Below are 16,341 nucleotides of genomic sequence, written 5' to 3' on the forward strand. Positions count from 1 at the left end.
GCAAGAATGATGAAGAGCTATTTGAATTCAATCGTTTGAATCCCCAGATAAATTTACTGATTTGCTTTCAGATATTTCTGCTTTAATCGAAAGGATTGCTTCACTACGTTCGCAATGATAGTGTAAGAGCCAACTTCTCTAAGTCCTCTTTCAAGTGCAAAGCACTGACAACCAAACGAGTAACAGGTAAATCGGTAGCCGTTGGATAGGGAAAGCAAGCCGTCATGATTCTATTTTCTTCCAAAAACTCATGCACGCCCGACTGATGGGTACAATACGCAGGATAATTTTCAATTGAATCCAGAAAGGAATTTTGAGAAATCAAGGAGTTAAAATACGCAATATTTGTGGATAATTTTGCTTGTTGTTCCGTAAAATAATCAAGCGAATTCACGAAAGTTTCCAACAAAGCGGGCAACATGGGCGAGGCACCCGCAAACATCGGCGACTGACGTATAGATGAAAGCGTTTCCACATCCGAGAAAATTGCGCCACCCGTCATGCCCATCGCTTTATTGAGCGAAGAGGTGAAAATGATTGAGTGATTAAGTGATTGAGTGATTGAGTGGTTGAAATGGTGAACCCCAAAACTATGCGAGGCATCAATAACAATTGTAATGTTTTTACTTGTTGGCAATTCATTAATCCATTGAAAATCAAATGCTTCCACGTAAGGAGAACCCACTGAGTCGGAACAAATGACAATATTTTTAGCCGTACATTCGATAACTTTCTTAACAATTTGTAAAGCCCATGCTGAATAATTTAAACCCTTTTCCCAATCTTCTAATTGCAGACTTGCACCATTCCAAAGGGCTGGGTGCGTTTTGGGGGCGAAGAAGAATTTGGTATCAGGTTTTTGGAGAAAATTAACGACCAATTGCCCCGCCCACATACCCGATGAGGTGGTTAAAGCGGCTGGCATTTTGGCAAATTTAGCGAGCTCAATTTCCGCTTTTTCGTATATTTCTAAACGAACAGTATTATTCCGTGAACTTCCCCACGAAGTACCATAACGGGCAAAGGCACGCATAAAATTTTCTCTGAACCCTTGATGATGAGGAATTCCCAAATATGAAGTGCCACTAAACCACAAATATTCTTGGGAATTAGTAGTAAAAATTCGACTTGGTAATTGGTTGGTTACGTAGTTCATTTTTGTAAATGAATAATGAATAGAGAATAGTTGATAAATGAAATCGAGAAACTTAATCTCCAAAATTATCAATTATTAACGGTCAATTATCAATTAAACAGGCTCCCGTGCCATTTTCTTCCGAATAAATTACCTTGCCAAAATCAATGGTGATGCCCGTGGAAACTTGGTCGTCCACCAAGAGAATTCCGTCCATGTCCACATAATCTAAAAGTGGTAATAATTGAGCAATGGCAGAACAGCCCACGTTAGATTCGGTCATGCAACCCACCATTACTTTCAAACCCAATTGATGAGCGTGTGCAATCATGCGTCTTGCGGGCGTAAGTCCTCCGCATTTCATCAGTTTGATATTGACGATATGAAAGAACCCGTAACAACGAGCCACGTCTTCCTCTACGATGCAACTTTCATCCGCCATGATGGGCAAAACCGACTCCGCAAAAACCCGTTTCATGCCTTCCCAATTGTCGGCTTTCATGGGTTGTTCGATAAATTCGACGCCCAAATCTTTCAGGGCAATGGCGTTACTGAGAGTTTCTTCCACGTCCCAAGCCGTGTTGGCATCTACTCTAAAAACCGCATTAGTATGTTTACGTAATTCTTGGACAATTTTAATATCGTCTTTTGTCCCTAATTTGATTTTATACAGTGGAAATGGCACTTCCTGCATTTTTTCGATCATTTTCTCCACGGTATCAATGCCGATGGTATAATCTGTAATAGGATTATTGGTAGCATCCAAACCCCATAATTTATACAGAGGTTGGCCTTTTTTCTTAGCCCAAAGGTCGTTGGTGGCAATGTCTAAGGCACATAATGCAAAAGGATGGTCGTCTTTGAGGTGCGGGTACATATCCGCCCAAAATTGTTCTGGACTTTGGAGGTCATAATTCTCAATCAGCGGACGAATGGCCTTTAATTGAGCCATCATTTTTGCCATTGTTACGCCATAGTAAGGCGTTTCGGTAGCTTCCCCAAAACCACGAAAATCACCATCTCGAAGCTCCACAATAAGGGTAGGTTGTACATCACGAGACTCGTGGGTAATGGTAAATGTATGACGAAGTTTTAATTTGAATTGATGAAGGATTAACTGCATGGATTGGTTTTATTTGTTTGGGCTAAGTTAGGGGATATTTTGATAGGTTGTGTTTTTTACCGTTTGATAAATTGGGTTTGGGAAATACGCCTAATTTAGTAAGTTTGTAGAAATAATTATTTTTATATTATATCTCCGAGGTCGGTGTCTTCACCCTACCAACGTGCGTCAGCAAGTGGACGAATAAACTTTCTCCCTGTTATTTTCATAATTAGTTGATAATCAGAGGAGTAAAATTGCTGTCGTGGTGAAGGCACCGACCACGGTAATAAAACCACAATATCCGAATATCAATAACCAACAATATGGAAGCATATCTCGCAATCGGCATAATAACTAACTCCCTTTATTGTCAGTAGAGATACTGACTACAACTGGGAAAAGCATTTAAATCAAGAAAATCTAACATAGCTATCTGCATAGCAAGTGAACGAATAAGTTTTATCTCCCGTTATTGTCAGTATTCTCAATGACAAGAACGGAGCATACAAATTAAATTAATTAAAAAATAAAACATGGATTCAACACAAACAAAAGCATTTGGAACAAACTCTCCAACGGACAGTTTGAAACAAATGGCCATTGAACGAAGAACATTAACAGCAAACGATATTGAGATAGAAATTCTATATTGCGGAGTTTGTCATTCCGATTTACATACGGCACGTAACGATTGGGGCGGGAGTTTGTATCCTTCTGTTCCTGGTCACGAAATTGTGGGAAAAATAACTAATGTGGGAAGCGAAGTAACCAAATTTAAAGTAGGCGATTTGGCTGGTGTTGGCTGTTTGGTAGATTCTTGCGGAACTTGTGATAGTTGCAAAAAAGATTTAGAACAATATTGCTTAACAGGATATACAGGAACTTATAACAGTAAAGACAAACATTTAGGAGGTCATACCTTGGGGGGCTATTCTGAAAAAATAGTAGTGGATGAACACTTTGTATTGAAAGTGCCTTCTAATCTAAATTTAGCAGCAGTCGCTCCTTTACTCTGTGCTGGTATTACCACTTGGTCACCCTTAAAACATTGGAATGTAAAAGAAGGTACTAAGGTTGCAGTAGTGGGTTTGGGTGGATTAGGACACATGGCAATTAAATTGGCAAAAGGCTTAGGTGCAACTGTTACACTATTTTCAAGGACGGCAGAAAAAATAGCAGATGCTAAAGAATTAGGAGCAGATGAAGTTATTATTTCTACCGATGCAGCACAGATGAAATTGGTAAAAGGGAAATTCGACTTGATTATTGATACTGTCCCTTATATACACGATGTTAATCCTTATATTACAACACTAAACATTAATGGTACTGTGGTTTTAGTTGGGTACTTGGGTGGACTTGAACCTATTTTAAATACAGTTCCAATGATTTTGGGTAGAAAATCCGTAGCAGGTTCTCTAATCGGTGGAATAGCTGAAACACAAGAAATGCTTGACTTTTGTGGGGAACACAATATTGTTTCTGAAATTGAATTGATAAAAATGCAAGACATTAATGAGGCTTATGATAGAATGGTAAAAAGCGACGTAAAATATCGTTTTGTTATTGACATGGCTTCACTAAAAAGCTAAGGATTCAGGGAATGCCTTTATTGTAGTGCTCATTAGCATTACAATAAAGGTGTTACTCAAACATGACTTTTATAAAATCTATGGTCTAAATTCATAAGAAAAACTTCCCTGTCTCCGTTTCCAAAAACTGCTCAAACACAATATCTTCCTGTTTGATAAATCCATTTTGAGGTAATTTCCCGTCTGCTACCATTTCAACGACTGCCACGATGGAAGCGGCGGTTGTCCAAGAAATGGCTCTCCAATGCTTTCCGTCTATAATTTTGGGAGAATAAGCACGATAAAACTCCTCTCTTTCCAAAGACTGATTTTTCCAACCTTCCACAACTGCATACACATACACAACGTCCTCCTGCACGGGCGGTTTGGCCTGAGTCAGAATTTCTTCGATGAGTTCTCGCTTGTTTTTCAAGATTAATTCGTACAGCAAAAATTTCATCAGTTTACCGTGTCCGGGATAACGAATGGTTTTATAATTGAGCGTATCTACCCGTCCTTCGTAGGTTTCGCACATGGTTCCGAGTCCGCCCGAAGTGCTAAAAGCTTCAAATTCATTGCCTTCAATGTTGATGTATTCGATGCCGTCGAGCGCAGAAACCAACTTCTTTTCGCCATTATGAATCACCTCGCAATCATTCAAATATTCGTTAATAACTCCCGCAGGCGACCACGTAAAGGAATATCCCAAAAGTCCATTCGGATATTTTGGCAATGCCCCAACCCGCAGTTCAATGTCACGGAGTTTAGTAAAACGATTGGCTAAATCTGCTCCCACGATGCCGATAAGTCCAGGAGCAAGTCCACATTGCGGCGCTAAAACGCCTTTACTACCCTTCGCAGCCATTTCTCGGATAGCAGTAGTTGTGGGAACATCTTCCGTCAAATCGAAATAATGTTTTCCCGATTTGTAGGCAATTTGAGCAATCGTCAAGTTCAAATTATAAGGCATACACGACACCACTGCATCGAATTGTGGAATCAGTTTTTCTAATAAAACTTTATCCGAAATATCGCCTTTGATGACCTCAAAAGGCAATGCTGTGGTAGGATTATTTTTATCTAAACCTTTAACTTTGAAACGTTTAGACAAAAGCGTGGCTACCAATGAGCCAACTTTGCCCATTCCAATTACTAAAATATTTTGCATGATTTTATGTGGGAGAAGAGTGAAAAATATGGCACGCACATGAGACTTGCCGAAGCATCAAGGCGGACGGTAAGTCTCATCTGCGTGCCAATACTAACGCTTGGTCATTTCGAAGAGATTTGTTGCTTGTTCACCAAGAAAACCGTCAAACCAAACTTGCTGACCATCAGTTTCCAGATAGCCACGTTCGGCTAATTCATAGTAAGCGTACGACCATTTCAACGTAGTCATTGAGCCGTCAGCATCTACCACTGGACAATCTTCATCAATGGCTTGAGTTGAACTTTGGCGAAGTTTACTGCCTTTTGCACCCTCAATTTCGGGTTTTATCGGAATACCAGCCTTACTCAAAACGGCCATTGTTTGTTCAATATCGCCCCAAGCAGGAACGTTTTGATGATTAATATAGGCAGTAAAATGATTGACTGAATTACCGTGAAGAAGCGTCCAAGCCGCAAATTGCGACTCATTATTCAAGGCTAAAATCGTTTCTTTTTTAGCCGATTTCCACGGACGAGCAAAGAATTTTGCCAAAGTATCGACCAATCTATCTGCCTCTTCACTAATCAATTCTTTGTTGTGTTTAAGCGTTGCCAATAATTGTCGAGATTCGCCTTTCAATAAATCTGGCGTATCTTTTACCGCTTCATTTATCAAGTTTTGAGCTTCTTCCGAAAGTTCTTTTACCTCCAATTGCGTCACAAAAAACTTTGGAAAATTGATATTTGTGGGATGCTGATAATGAAAAGAATTCAAGTGTTTTGAAGGAAAACTATACGGAGAAATTTTCTCGTAGCCCAATGATTCCAAAACCTCTTCAATCGCCCGAATTCCCGCAGGTTGTTCGCCCGTAAACGTGTTGAAAGTACGGAAAGCACAGTGGTCATTCACCACATTTCCACCTTCGGTTTTCACCATATCAGCGTATTGTTGAGCATAAGTAACTCGTTGGCAATAACCCTCCCAGAGCTTCTCCATGAGGGATTTTGTGATGGTTTCTTGTGTTTTCATTTGTTGAATAGTATGTGTTAAAAATCAAACTTAATTCCCTGAGCCAACGGCAATTGCGTTCCGTAATTTATGGTATTCGTTTGTCGTCTCATATAGGCTTTCCACGCATCTGAGCCTGATTCTCTTCCTCCGCCTGTTTCTTTTTCACCGCCAAACGCTCCGCCAATTTCTGCGCCCGAGGTTCCAATATTCACATTGGCAATGCCACAATCTGAGCCATTTACCGACAAAAATTGTTCGGCTTCTCGCATATTCAAGGTAAAAATAGACGACGATAATCCCTGTGGAACATTATTCTGAATTTCAATGGCTTCCACCAACGTTTTATATTTCATGAGGTACAAAATAGGAGCGAAGGTTTCGTGTTTTACAATCTTGAAATGTGGCTCAACTTCTGCAATACAAGGTTTTACGTAACAACCCGATTCAAAGCCTTTGCCTTCCAAAATCTCTTCTTCAACTAACATCGTTCCGCCTTCTTCTTTTACTTCATGAGCCGATGAAACGTAGGCAATTACGGCTTTGTGGTCAATTAAAGGGCCCACGTGATTGGTTTCGTCCAATGGATTTCCGATGCGTAATTGTCCGTAGGCTTTCACTAATCTTTTCTTCACTTCTTCATAAATTGATTCATGAATAATTACCCTTCTGGTGGAGGTGCACCGTTGTCCTGCCGTGCCAACTGCTCCAAATACTACGGCTACAATGGCGATGTTTAAATCAGCATTTTCTGTAATAATGATGGCGTTATTTCCACCCAATTCTAATAAACTCTTACCCATCCGTGACGCTACGGCAGCACCCACAATTTTCCCCATCCGAGTAGAACCCGTTGCTGAAATCAAAGGAACTCTTTTGTCATTACTTAACCATTCCCCAACTTTATAATCTCCCGATATTAAACACGATACGCCTTCTAAGATTTCATTTTTCCGTAAAACATCTTGAATGATACATTGACAAGCAATTCCCGTCAACGGCGTTTTTTCAGAAGGTTTCCATACGCAAACATCTCCGCAAACCCACGCAATCATGGCATTCCAAGACCAAACGGCAACGGGAAAATTGAAAGCCGAAATAATGCCGACAATTCCCAAAGCGTGATATTGTTCATACATTCGATGTTGCGGACGTTCGGAGTGCATCGTGAGTCCATATAATTGGCGAGAAAGCCCCAAGGCAAAATCGCAAATGTCAATAATTTCTTGTACTTCGCCCAAACCTTCTTGCAGACTTTTTCCCATTTCGTAGGAAACCAATTGTCCCAATGGCTCCTTATTTTGGCGAAAAGCCTCACCCATTTGTCTAACAATTTCTCCACGACGAGGAGCAGGAACATTTTTCCAAGTGTTGAAAGCGTTTTTGGCAGTTTCAATAACTTGCTGATAATCATCCAAAGTTGTTTGGGTAACCTTGGCAATTAATTTACCGTCAACGGGCGAAAAAGATTCGATGAGTTCAGGGTTTTCAATTGCCCAAGAATTTAATCCCGTACTCGTTCCATGATTGACGGCTGAAATATTGAGTCTTGAAAGAAGATTTTGCATAAAATAATGACCCCGAAAAATTCAGGAAGTTTAGATTTTTCTAAGAATAATAACTATTGCTAAAATTTATTTTTTGAGACTGAACTTTCCGAAAGCTATGTCTGTTTTTCCGTATTTGCAAGAATATGACGTTATCAGATATACGTTGTCATTATACTTAAATATCACTATTCTAAGTCGAAAGAATTTTAGGCTACGCTAAAATTAGGTAACATGGTATTTTTAATGGAAAAAATATTTTTGAAAAATGTACTACGATTCTCCAGAATCGTGAAAAATTAAGTACGATTTTGGAAATTTGTGGTACTTTGATGCAACCTTTTCAAATTTCCTGCATCTTATTGAAAAAGCCCAACCATTTATCAATCCAATCGACCACTTATCCAGATTTTAACAAAAATTAAGGTATTGTGTATTGCATAGTACCTAATTAAACACTTATCTTTGTATTGAAATAAAAATAGTGATTTCTCGACTTATTTAAAAAAATATAAATAGCAATTTAACGCTCAAAAAAAAGTATCAAACGATGAAAACTTTAACTGTTATTGTAAGTTTATTTTTATGTATTTCCCTGACATACAATGCTTTAGCAATGGGGTTTCCGCATAATTTATTGGCAGGTAAGAAGAATTTGAAGAAGGAAAAGATTAGTAACAACCATGTGCAAAATATTTCTAAAAAAGTAATAATGTTAAAAGATAGTCGTTTAATTTATGTAGGTCAGAAAATATTGAATTATACGTTCCGACCTAAGAATTAACGCATTTTAGAACATATTATCTATTTAGTTTTGGTTTAAGGATGATTTGTAGCGAGGCTCATTGGGCTTCGCTACATTTGTTTTTAAGTGAATTTTGAGGAGATTAGACCACAGATTTAACAGGATTTTACAGATTTGCACAGATAAAATAAGTCTTTTCGATCAAATTATTAGTAGCTAATAATACTCTTAATCGTTTAAAAAATACTGTTAAAACTTTAAGTAGAAATAATGAAAAATCTGTGTAAATCTGTTCAATCCGTAAAATTCGTGGTCTAATTTTATCTACAAGAAATCCATTTGCTCTTTTATAAAATCAATAATCGCCGCTTCATTCTTGGCATCGAACCAATGAAATTCGTCTTGATTTTTGAACCATGTCATTTGTCTTTTGGCGTATCGTCTGGAATTTCTTTTTAATAACCTCACCATTTCTTCACGGTCATATTCGCCATCAAGATGTTCGTAAATTTCACGATAGCCTACGGTTTTTAGAGCGTAATGTTCTCGGAAATTCATCACTGATTTTGCTTCGTCTTCGAGTCCACTTGCCAACATAATATCCATTCGTTTGTCAATTCGGGCGTACAATTCCTCCCGTGGGCGTTCTAATCCGATTTTTATCATATCGAAAGGTCGTTTTACTTTCTGTTTTTTCCTAAAACTCGAAAATGGTTGTCCCGTAGCCATACAAACCTCCAATGCTCGCAAAACCCGTTGCGTATTCTGAATATCAACTTGTTCGTAATAAATGGGGTCGAGATTTTTTAGTTCATTGGACAATATTTCAAGTCCTTCATCTTTCATTCGTTGAGCCAAATTTTGACGTAATTCTAAATCTGCTTCGGGCATTTCGTCAATCCCATCCGTTATCATTTTGATGAACATTCCAGATCCGCCCGTGAGAATAGCTACGTCTTTTTTCTGAAAAATTTCATCTAAAACTTTCAAACAATCACGTTCAAAATCACCCACCGAATAATAATCTTGAATGGAATGGGAATCCACAAAATGATGTTTTACGCCGTCCATTTCTTCGACGGTGGGTTTAGCCGTTCCAATGGCCAATTCTCGGTAAAACTGACGAGAATCCGCTGAAACTACTTCGGTATCAAGGAGTTTTGCGAGTTTGACGCATAAATCAGTTTTGCCAACTGCGGTTGGACCAGCGATAATAATGAGGGTTTTGGAAGAAATCATGGTGCAAAATTAATAGGCTTACTTCGATTTTCAAGTTAACCTCTGTTTGATTGAGACCATGCTTGCCCCGATTTTAAATCGGGGCAAGCATGGTCTCGCATTATACTTCAACAATTGCGATACAGTCGCTAAACTGATTAACCTTGATTACAAATTGGGGTTAGCGAGGTTGAGTTAAATTTTCAGTCTCGCAGTCGAAGTTGTCTATGATTCATTTTCTTCTTGAAACACTTCATGCGTATTTCCATAGGCATATTCGTGGAATGCAAATGTCTGACTACGCATATATAATTTTTCATCTTCCTCTTTATAAAAATTTACAACTGGTGTCATGTCATTAATTTCACCTTGATCAATTAACATTGAGAATTCAAACGTAGAGTCTCCACAAATTTCTTTTCTTGTCTCCGCAGAAATTTGATGCTTTTTCAAAGTTTCATTCAAAATTCTAATCATTTCAAATTGAAATCAGCGGCAAAGTCGTCATATTTTCCATTTTCTAAAATTTCCATGAATTTTTATTTTGACATTTTCAACAGTTCTTGCAAAATGGCACACGACAAATATACAAACTACAACTATCATCAACCCTCGATGTTATCAAACAAGTTAAACATATTTCTAAAAATAAAAAACACAAATCACTCCAAAACCTCCAAAGCCGTTAAAGTAATTTTTCCTAAAATCCCCGATTCTTTGGGAGTCCAGTTTTTGGTCGTAAAATAACCGTCTTTCCCTAAATTTTTCTTTAACCTTGCCGATACGTTGATGTTATAAAACTTCTGCCAAACTTCGCCTTTTTTCTCCAAAGCTATCACTCTATTGGCCATCGAATTAGCGACTTCAACCGTCAAAATATTCTGAGATTTTAAGATAGTGGCGGGTACAAAAACTTTGTAAGTTGGACCCATTAAAGTTCCCAAAGAAATACCATTTACGCTTACCTTCGCACTTTCTGAAACCTTGCCTAAATCCAACCAATAGCCTGATTTAGAGATTTTTGATAATTTGAAATTATGTGTATAAGTCGCAATGCCAGAGAAATTTTTGTAATCTTCTCCTTCAAAATTTGTCCACGAACTTAGTATTTTTGTTTCAATCGTTTTTGGTAAAATTTCTCCGCCTTCGGTGAAAGATATCTTCCAATTTCCTGCTAATTCTTGGGTCGATGAGGCTTTGAAATAAGGGTATTTCTCGGCTTTTAAAATATCATTATGGGTTTCCACAATGATGGATTCGCCCGCCGATAATTGCAAATACACTTCGTTGGTTTTTGCGTTGAATTTGGCTAAACCCAATTTCTCCGTCATCGGATTATACAAAGCCACTGATTGAAAAGGCGTTTCAAGTTGAACCCAACCATCAAAATTGTTGGCGGTCGTATTATTGATAAAATACGTTTTGCCTTTTGCGTAAGTTTTTCTGATGGATGATAAACCTTTATCAATCATCGTCTCTCTTTGCACTTTTGCCGTTGCCATGATTTGTTCCAAATTTTCACCCATTACAAAAAGTCCCGTTCCTACTTTGGCAACGCTCACGCCCATATTTTGGGTAAAATTTAACTGTGATAAAAGTGCTTTAAACTTCGCTTGACGTTCTGCTAAATTGCCTAATCCTGGAACATCTTGGGGTAATTTATTATGAATTACAATCGTTGCTCCGTCTTTGGCTAATTGTAAAAGTTTCGCAAAAGTTTCTGAGGGAATCGTTTCATTTTCGGACAATAACACCGTTTTCCAAACTGTCGTTCCACTCGCAATTTTTGAATTAGATATGCTCAAATTCCCAATTTGTTTATCCGAAATATAATCGAAAGAATAACCTCGGTCGAGCATTTGTTGTGCTACCATTTTGAAATCTGTATTGTTAAATTCTGGCGTTACACCGTCAAAATGTTGCAATAAACCTTTGGGCGTTTGTTCCGCAAAACGGTCATAAATTGGAAAATACAAAAGAATATCATTGTCAGGTTTGGTGTCTTGCAAGAAAGTTTGCGTACGAGCCACGTACTGATTTAATGCCCCAAAATGCTTCCAAAATGAATTGTGAGGCGTAAAATGTACCGCCGCATAAAACAACCAACCTGGGAATGGTTCATTTTGTGGTGAGTAGTTTGTACCGTGATAAAAAACGTGATTCACACCACCTAAAAAGAACAAATCAAGGTCTTTTTTGACATCGCCCAAATTGGAAAGGAAATGCTCATTATCCCACGTCGCAGATTCGGAAGAAGTCAATTTTTTGCCCATCACATTAGATGCTGAGGACGCAAATTTGATACGCAATAAATCCGTTCCTTCAATTTCTGGAATATCCACCATCGAGTACAAATCCAAAGTATTTCCCGGTGAACCATGCGCCTGATTTCTTACAATTTTACCACGAGAATGTCCCCAATTTGCCCACGCAGAAGTATATTTTTCTAAAATCAAATCAGAAATAGTTGTTCTGTAATCACACAAAACTCGGCTGTTTACCTCCGTTTTTTCTTGGCTAAAAAGGTTTGGTAAATAATTACGAAGGTCGTATCCACGTCTTTTTTGAAACTCATTAAAAAGCGCTGGCGTCCAATCGGCTTGTCCTTTAGCATCATCCACTTCGTAAGAATCATTGAAAAATGCTCGCATCGAACTTACGTCCGTATTGGCAAAGGCTTTATCGAAGGCTTTGAGGTAATGTTGAGTTGCTCTTTCTGAAAAATGGTCAATCACATCGCCTTCGCCGCCCGGTCCTGCACGTTCCACCATTTTACCATGCCAACCAGAGAAAATAGCGTACAGCGACCAATTTCCTGCGGGAGCTTGCCAACTCAATTGTCCATCTGCATTGACTTTATCCGTTAAATTTATTTTTTCACCTTTATCAGAATAAGCCATTAGGGTTTCCAAAGGTAATATTTTGTCAAATTTCACTTGGTCGATGGCTAATTCTTGCAAGTTATCATTTTTAGAAATCGGCTGTTTTAAATCTTTCGGTTCAACATTTTTGGGCAATACAAACCGAATCATCGCTTTTTGCTGAAAAGTGATGGCTTCGGCTAATTTTTCGCCTTCTTTCAAATGATAAACTTTGTGAGCCACGTACCGACAAGCATCTTCCGGTTCCACCCAACGCCCCCCAAAAGGCCAACCCGAAGCATTGGCTAAGTCGATGCCCAAGCCTAAGCGAGTTCCTTCGTTGAGCGTGTGCTTAAATAACGAAACCCATTTAGGTGAAAGAAAATCAACGAATTGAGCTTCAGCACCTTTTACGCCATAAATTGGGGTAATTTCCAAACCGCCCAAACCCACTTTTTGGTAGTTTTCCATGTTGAAAGTCAGGTCTTTAGGATTCACGGCATTGCCTTCCCACCACCAACGTGACCACGGTTTTGTTTGTTGCGTAATGGGTTTCCATTTGAGGGTTTGGCTATTTCCGATGAATGAAAATAACAGAAAAAGGGCAACGAATAATCTTGAGATTGTCATAATTGAATTATTTGGTAATTAGGAAAGGCAAAAAGTATGGATGATTACTGATGCAAAAGTATGGACGGTTTAAAAATTTGCCTTTCCGTACCCACATGGATGCATAAAGTTCACCATGTTTAAAATTGCTTATTCGTTTATTCATCAGACCATTCTTCCAAAATATTCTTGAATATTATAATTTTCAAATACATTTGTAAACACAAAGAGAAATAAAATTTGCCGTGTTTAAAATCAACATAAAATGACAGTTATACGCAAACATTCATTCATTCGTAAAATCAAAGATATTTCCATTAGTGGCAGCTTGGCGTTGGCAATTTTGGGAAATTCTGTGATGCTGCAAAGTTGTGGCAAAAGTAAATCTTCGGGCGATGAAGATTATGAGGAAGTTGAAGTTTATACCAAAGGCGTAAAAACCTATATTTCCGAAACTTCAAAAGGGCAATTTAAAATTACGGATGAAACGGAAGTTCCCGCCGATAGTTCGGTTGCCATTGTAACTTATTTGGACGGAAAGAAGGAAACACTTTCGCCAAAGGCCGTGAAAGCTTTGATTGACAATGATATAAAAAATAATCCAACGACCATTGGACAAAATAATGCTTTGCCAAATGCCCTTCTGTTTGGTGGAATGGGCTATTTATTGGCAAAAACCATGAGTCCAAACTATGCGAATTATCGTCCAGATTTAAACCCAAAAACCAAAAATTCAACCGATACTACTTACCGCAGACGGCATCATTCGGGTGGATTTTTCTTTTTCCCGATGATGGGAAGATATTATTCTAATCAAACTGCTTTTCAAAAATCAAGTGGCATTCACGAAAGTATCGGCAGTTCACGAATCATCACCACACGCCCCGTAAGCGGACGAAGCGGCTTTTTTAGAAGTACGGGAAGGGGAGGATTTAGCGGATAAATTTATAGTACATTTTCCTCACGGAGCAATCCTCAATCGTTTGAACGTTTCAAAATAATATGCACATAAGTCCCCAAGAATTTAAAGACCACTTGTCAGAATTAACCATTCTTGATATCCGAACGCCTTATGAAATTGAAGATTTGGATTTAGGGGGCATCCAAATTCCGTTGGATGAGTTATTATTGAACGATGAAAAAATAGCTTATCTCAAAAATCAAGAAATTGTTCTTGTCTGTTATTCGGGTTTACAAAGTAAAATTGCCCAAAAAATCCTTGAAAAAAGAGGATTTAAATACCTTAGAAATCTTGAAGGAGGATTAGAGGCATATTTAGCTTTTAGCTTTGAGTAATGAGCTTTGATAAATAAAATCCTGATTTTCAATGATTTAGACCATTATTGACCAATAACTAATAACTAATAACTAAATATTGTCAGCAAAAGCATTATTTTTGACAAATTATTCACCAAACAAATACACAATTTCCTAATGTTAGCATACATTGATTGGCACTCTTCTCCAGTAATTTTTGAGATATTCGGTTTTCCCTTACGTTGGTATGGTTTAATGTTTGCAGGAGCATTTTTGGCTGGTTATCAGGTAGTTAGTTATATTTTCAAGAAGGAAGGCCGCCCCATTGAACAAGCCGATGAACTTTTGCTTTATGCGATGATTTCGACGGTAGTTGGTGCAAGAATGGCTCATTATTTCTTCTATGAATTTCCACTTTTATTAAGTGACCCAGGCAAATTTTTCATTGATATGATAACCCCTCCTTTTTCGGGTTTGGCTTCACATGGGACAACTTTGATGTTTTTTGCAATATATCTCTTTGCTCGCAAAAGAAATGTTCCTTACCTATACGTAACCGACCGTATTGTGCCAGCCGTTGCTTTGGGTGGGGCTTTTATTCGTTTTGGCAATTTAATGAATTCCGAAATTATTGGCAAACCCACCAACGTGCCTTGGGCATTTCGTTTTTTCAATGATTTTGAACATCCCATTGTTGTTCCTCGTCATCCTTCACAATTATACGAGTCTATTTCTTGTATTTTATTGTTCATTTTAATCATGTGGATTTGGTCAATAAAGAAAGAAAAAACTCGTAATGGTTTACTAACGGGTACTTTTATGATTATACTCTTTACATTACGATTCTTTTACGAATTCTTGAAAGAAAACCAAGTAAATTTTGAAGATAGTATGCAATATAACATGGGACAATTGTTGAGTATTCCTGCCGTATTGTTTGGGGTAATCGTCTTAATTATTGCTTTTAAGAAAAAAGATAATACTCAAATAGGCTGATTATTAGGCAATTCGCCCAAAAAATTGGATATTTGCAGAGATACTAAATCATCATTCATTAAACCAAAATCCCACAATTAGAATCATGGAAAACCCACAAGAACAACAACCAGAAAGTCAATTGGACAATTTGAAAAATGCTGCAACTGATAAATTAGAAGGTTTAGCTGATGCTGCTTCTGATAAAATTAAAGAAATAACAGGAATGGATGTTTCTGCTAAAGCTGACGAATTGGCTACTGCTGCTTCTGAAAAATTAGACGAACTGGCTACTGCTGCCACCGAAAAATTTGAGGATGCAAAAGAAGCAATTACTGGTAAAATCGCTGAATTTACGGGTGGAGATATGGCTGCAAAAGCAGACGAATTGAAAGCTGAAGCTGCTGAAAAATTAGAAGATATTCAAGAAGTTGCTGCTGAGAAATTGGAAGAAGCTAAAGAAGTTGCTTCTGGACTTTGGGGTAAAGTGAAAGGGATTTTTGGGGCGTAATTTTAGCTTTTGGTTATTAGCCTGAAAATGATTGATTTTCAGGCTAATGACTAATCACTATTATCTAATTCCCATATACAATATTTTCCTTCAAAATTCCCACGCCAGCCATTCCAGTTTTCAAAATCCTTTTTGCCCGAAGGTATCTATTCGCATTATATTCATCATAATTTGAGGCCGTTGAAATCATACTACTTATCCTAACTTTATTGGAAGCATGAATAAATTCACCATTGCCCATCCACATAGCTACGTGAACCACTCTCTCTGAACCATTGTCTCTTTTCTCCCCAAAAAATAACAAATCCCCCGCTTTCAAATCTTCCCAATTACCAGATTTATCAATCGTTTCACCAATCATTACTTGTTGCGAAGCATCCCTCGGCAGAATAATTCCATTTAAAAAATAAACTGTTTTGGTAAATCCACTGCAATCAACGCCTTTGAAAGAAGTACCGCCCCATAAATAAGGAACACCCATTAATCGTTTGGATGTTTTGATTAGATTTTCCTCCGAAGCACTCAAACCCGTGAGCCATTCATTATAAATTCTTGCTTCGTTTTTAAGCACAAAACCTTGACGATTATCGGCAAAAAGCACTTGATAAAAATCGCCTTTCTCGGCAATTAATTCCATCATACAACCCGC

Annotated in this window: 15 protein-coding genes; 6 read left to right on the plus strand and 9 right to left on the minus strand. The window is 38.0% G+C overall.

Translation table 11 applies throughout. The annotated features are described in order from the left end of the window. Positions 1-103 precede the first annotated feature (103 nt). Together AC1W31_RS12670 and AC1W31_RS12675 are read right to left on the minus strand one after the other, a co-directional pair. Positions 104-1,156 (minus strand): aminotransferase class I/II-fold pyridoxal phosphate-dependent enzyme, encoded by a 1,053-nt coding sequence (locus AC1W31_RS12670; protein ID WP_481734821.1) that lies wholly within the window; start codon positions 1,154-1,156, stop codon positions 104-106. A gap of 82 nt (positions 1,157-1,238) precedes the next feature. Beyond that, positions 1,239-2,258, minus strand: a complete 1,020-nt coding sequence (locus tag AC1W31_RS12675) for a dipeptide epimerase (protein WP_481734822.1) — start codon at positions 2,256-2,258, stop codon at positions 1,239-1,241. A 515-nt stretch (positions 2,259-2,773) separates the two neighbouring features. On the opposite strand from AC1W31_RS12675, the gene AC1W31_RS12680 reads away from it, so the two are divergent. Then, the gene (locus tag AC1W31_RS12680) at positions 2,774-3,832 is read left to right on the plus strand and encodes an NAD(P)-dependent alcohol dehydrogenase (RefSeq protein WP_481734823.1); all 1,059 of its coding nucleotides are present in this window, start codon (positions 2,774-2,776) and stop codon (positions 3,830-3,832) included. 91 nt (positions 3,833-3,923) lie between these two features. Here AC1W31_RS12680 and AC1W31_RS12685 read toward each other — a convergent pair whose 3' ends face one another. The 3 genes from AC1W31_RS12685 to amaB form a co-directional block, all read right to left on the minus strand. Beyond that, complete coding sequence (locus AC1W31_RS12685; RefSeq protein ID WP_481734824.1) at positions 3,924-4,979, minus strand: saccharopine dehydrogenase family protein; 1,056 nt, start codon at positions 4,977-4,979, stop codon at positions 3,924-3,926. A 93-nt stretch (positions 4,980-5,072) separates the two neighbouring features. Beyond that, positions 5,073-5,990: a 2-oxoadipate dioxygenase/decarboxylase family protein gene (locus AC1W31_RS12690; protein WP_481734825.1), complete on the minus strand. Its 918-nt coding sequence runs from the start codon at positions 5,988-5,990 to the stop codon at positions 5,073-5,075. 17 nt (positions 5,991-6,007) lie between these two features. Then, entirely contained in the window at positions 6,008-7,537 is a 1,530-nt protein-coding gene (gene amaB / locus AC1W31_RS12695; RefSeq protein ID WP_481734826.1) for an L-piperidine-6-carboxylate dehydrogenase, read from the minus strand. Between the two features lie 529 nt (positions 7,538-8,066). On the opposite strand from amaB, the gene AC1W31_RS12700 reads away from it, so the two are divergent. Beyond that, positions 8,067-8,300 (plus strand): hypothetical protein, encoded by a 234-nt coding sequence (locus AC1W31_RS12700; protein ID WP_481734827.1) that lies wholly within the window; start codon positions 8,067-8,069, stop codon positions 8,298-8,300. A 285-nt stretch (positions 8,301-8,585) separates the two neighbouring features. Here the strand turns inward: AC1W31_RS12700 and miaA are convergent, their stop codons facing one another. The 3 genes from miaA to AC1W31_RS12715 all read right to left on the minus strand — a co-directional run bounded on the left by miaA (position 8,586) and on the right by AC1W31_RS12715 (position 12,970). Continuing rightward, entirely contained in the window at positions 8,586-9,500 is a 915-nt protein-coding gene (gene miaA / locus AC1W31_RS12705; RefSeq protein WP_481734828.1) for a tRNA (adenosine(37)-N6)-dimethylallyltransferase MiaA, read from the minus strand. Positions 9,501-9,704: 204 nt separating this feature from the next. Beyond that, positions 9,705-9,932: a hypothetical protein gene (locus AC1W31_RS12710; RefSeq protein ID WP_481734829.1), complete on the minus strand. Its 228-nt coding sequence runs from the start codon at positions 9,930-9,932 to the stop codon at positions 9,705-9,707. Positions 9,933-10,141: 209 nt separating this feature from the next. Beyond that, the gene (locus tag AC1W31_RS12715; RefSeq protein ID WP_481734830.1) at positions 10,142-12,970 is read right to left on the minus strand and encodes a glycosyl hydrolase; all 2,829 of its coding nucleotides are present in this window, start codon (positions 12,968-12,970) and stop codon (positions 10,142-10,144) included. Between the two features lie 244 nt (positions 12,971-13,214). Here AC1W31_RS12715 and AC1W31_RS12720 point away from each other — a divergent pair, with 244 nt between their 5' ends. From AC1W31_RS12720 to AC1W31_RS12735, 4 genes are all read left to right on the plus strand, one after another. After that, on the plus strand, positions 13,215-13,892 hold the full coding sequence (locus AC1W31_RS12720; protein WP_481734831.1) for a Cj0371 family chemotaxis-regulating polar lipoprotein: 678 nt from the start codon (positions 13,215-13,217) through the stop codon (positions 13,890-13,892). 59 nt (positions 13,893-13,951) lie between these two features. Next, a complete protein-coding gene (locus AC1W31_RS12725) occupies positions 13,952-14,245 on the plus strand; it encodes a rhodanese-like domain-containing protein (protein ID WP_481734832.1) in 294 nt (97 codons plus the stop codon). Positions 14,246-14,383: 138 nt separating this feature from the next. After that, positions 14,384-15,202 (plus strand): prolipoprotein diacylglyceryl transferase, encoded by an 819-nt coding sequence (gene lgt / locus AC1W31_RS12730; protein ID WP_481734833.1) that lies wholly within the window; start codon positions 14,384-14,386, stop codon positions 15,200-15,202. Positions 15,203-15,287: 85 nt separating this feature from the next. Further along, positions 15,288-15,692: a hypothetical protein gene (locus AC1W31_RS12735; protein ID WP_481734834.1), complete on the plus strand. Its 405-nt coding sequence runs from the start codon at positions 15,288-15,290 to the stop codon at positions 15,690-15,692. Between the two features lie 64 nt (positions 15,693-15,756). Here the strand turns inward: AC1W31_RS12735 and AC1W31_RS12740 are convergent. Then, on the minus strand, positions 15,757-16,341 hold a 585-nt coding region (locus AC1W31_RS12740), incomplete at its 5' end, for a C40 family peptidase (protein ID WP_481734835.1).

Source organism: Arcicella sp. (assembly GCF_964672035.1).

What these genes read in the sequence shown, in the direction of transcription:
- AC1W31_RS12700 (WP_481734827.1), top strand. Translation starts at nt 8,067, where the DNA reads ATGAAAACTTTAACTGTTATTGTAAGTTTATTTTTATGTATTTCCCTG.
- AC1W31_RS12680 (WP_481734823.1), top strand. Translation starts at nt 2,774, where the DNA reads ATGGATTCAACACAAACAAAAGCATTTGGAACAAACTCTCCAACGGAC.
- amaB (WP_481734826.1), bottom strand. Translation starts at nt 7,537, where the DNA reads ATGCAAAATCTTCTTTCAAGACTCAATATTTCAGCCGTCAATCATGGA.
- lgt (WP_481734833.1), top strand. Translation starts at nt 14,384, where the DNA reads ATGTTAGCATACATTGATTGGCACTCTTCTCCAGTAATTTTTGAGATA.
- AC1W31_RS12735 (WP_481734834.1), top strand. Translation starts at nt 15,288, where the DNA reads ATGGAAAACCCACAAGAACAACAACCAGAAAGTCAATTGGACAATTTG.
- AC1W31_RS12720 (WP_481734831.1), top strand. Translation starts at nt 13,215, where the DNA reads ATGACAGTTATACGCAAACATTCATTCATTCGTAAAATCAAAGATATT.
- AC1W31_RS12715 (WP_481734830.1), bottom strand. Translation starts at nt 12,970, where the DNA reads ATGACAATCTCAAGATTATTCGTTGCCCTTTTTCTGTTATTTTCATTC.
- AC1W31_RS12675 (WP_481734822.1), bottom strand. Translation starts at nt 2,258, where the DNA reads ATGCAGTTAATCCTTCATCAATTCAAATTAAAACTTCGTCATACATTT.
- AC1W31_RS12670 (WP_481734821.1), bottom strand. Translation starts at nt 1,156, where the DNA reads ATGAACTACGTAACCAACCAATTACCAAGTCGAATTTTTACTACTAAT.
- AC1W31_RS12690 (WP_481734825.1), bottom strand. Translation starts at nt 5,990, where the DNA reads ATGAAAACACAAGAAACCATCACAAAATCCCTCATGGAGAAGCTCTGG.
- AC1W31_RS12685 (WP_481734824.1), bottom strand. Translation starts at nt 4,979, where the DNA reads ATGCAAAATATTTTAGTAATTGGAATGGGCAAAGTTGGCTCATTGGTA.
- miaA (WP_481734828.1), bottom strand. Translation starts at nt 9,500, where the DNA reads ATGATTTCTTCCAAAACCCTCATTATTATCGCTGGTCCAACCGCAGTT.
- AC1W31_RS12725 (WP_481734832.1), top strand. Translation starts at nt 13,952, where the DNA reads ATGCACATAAGTCCCCAAGAATTTAAAGACCACTTGTCAGAATTAACC.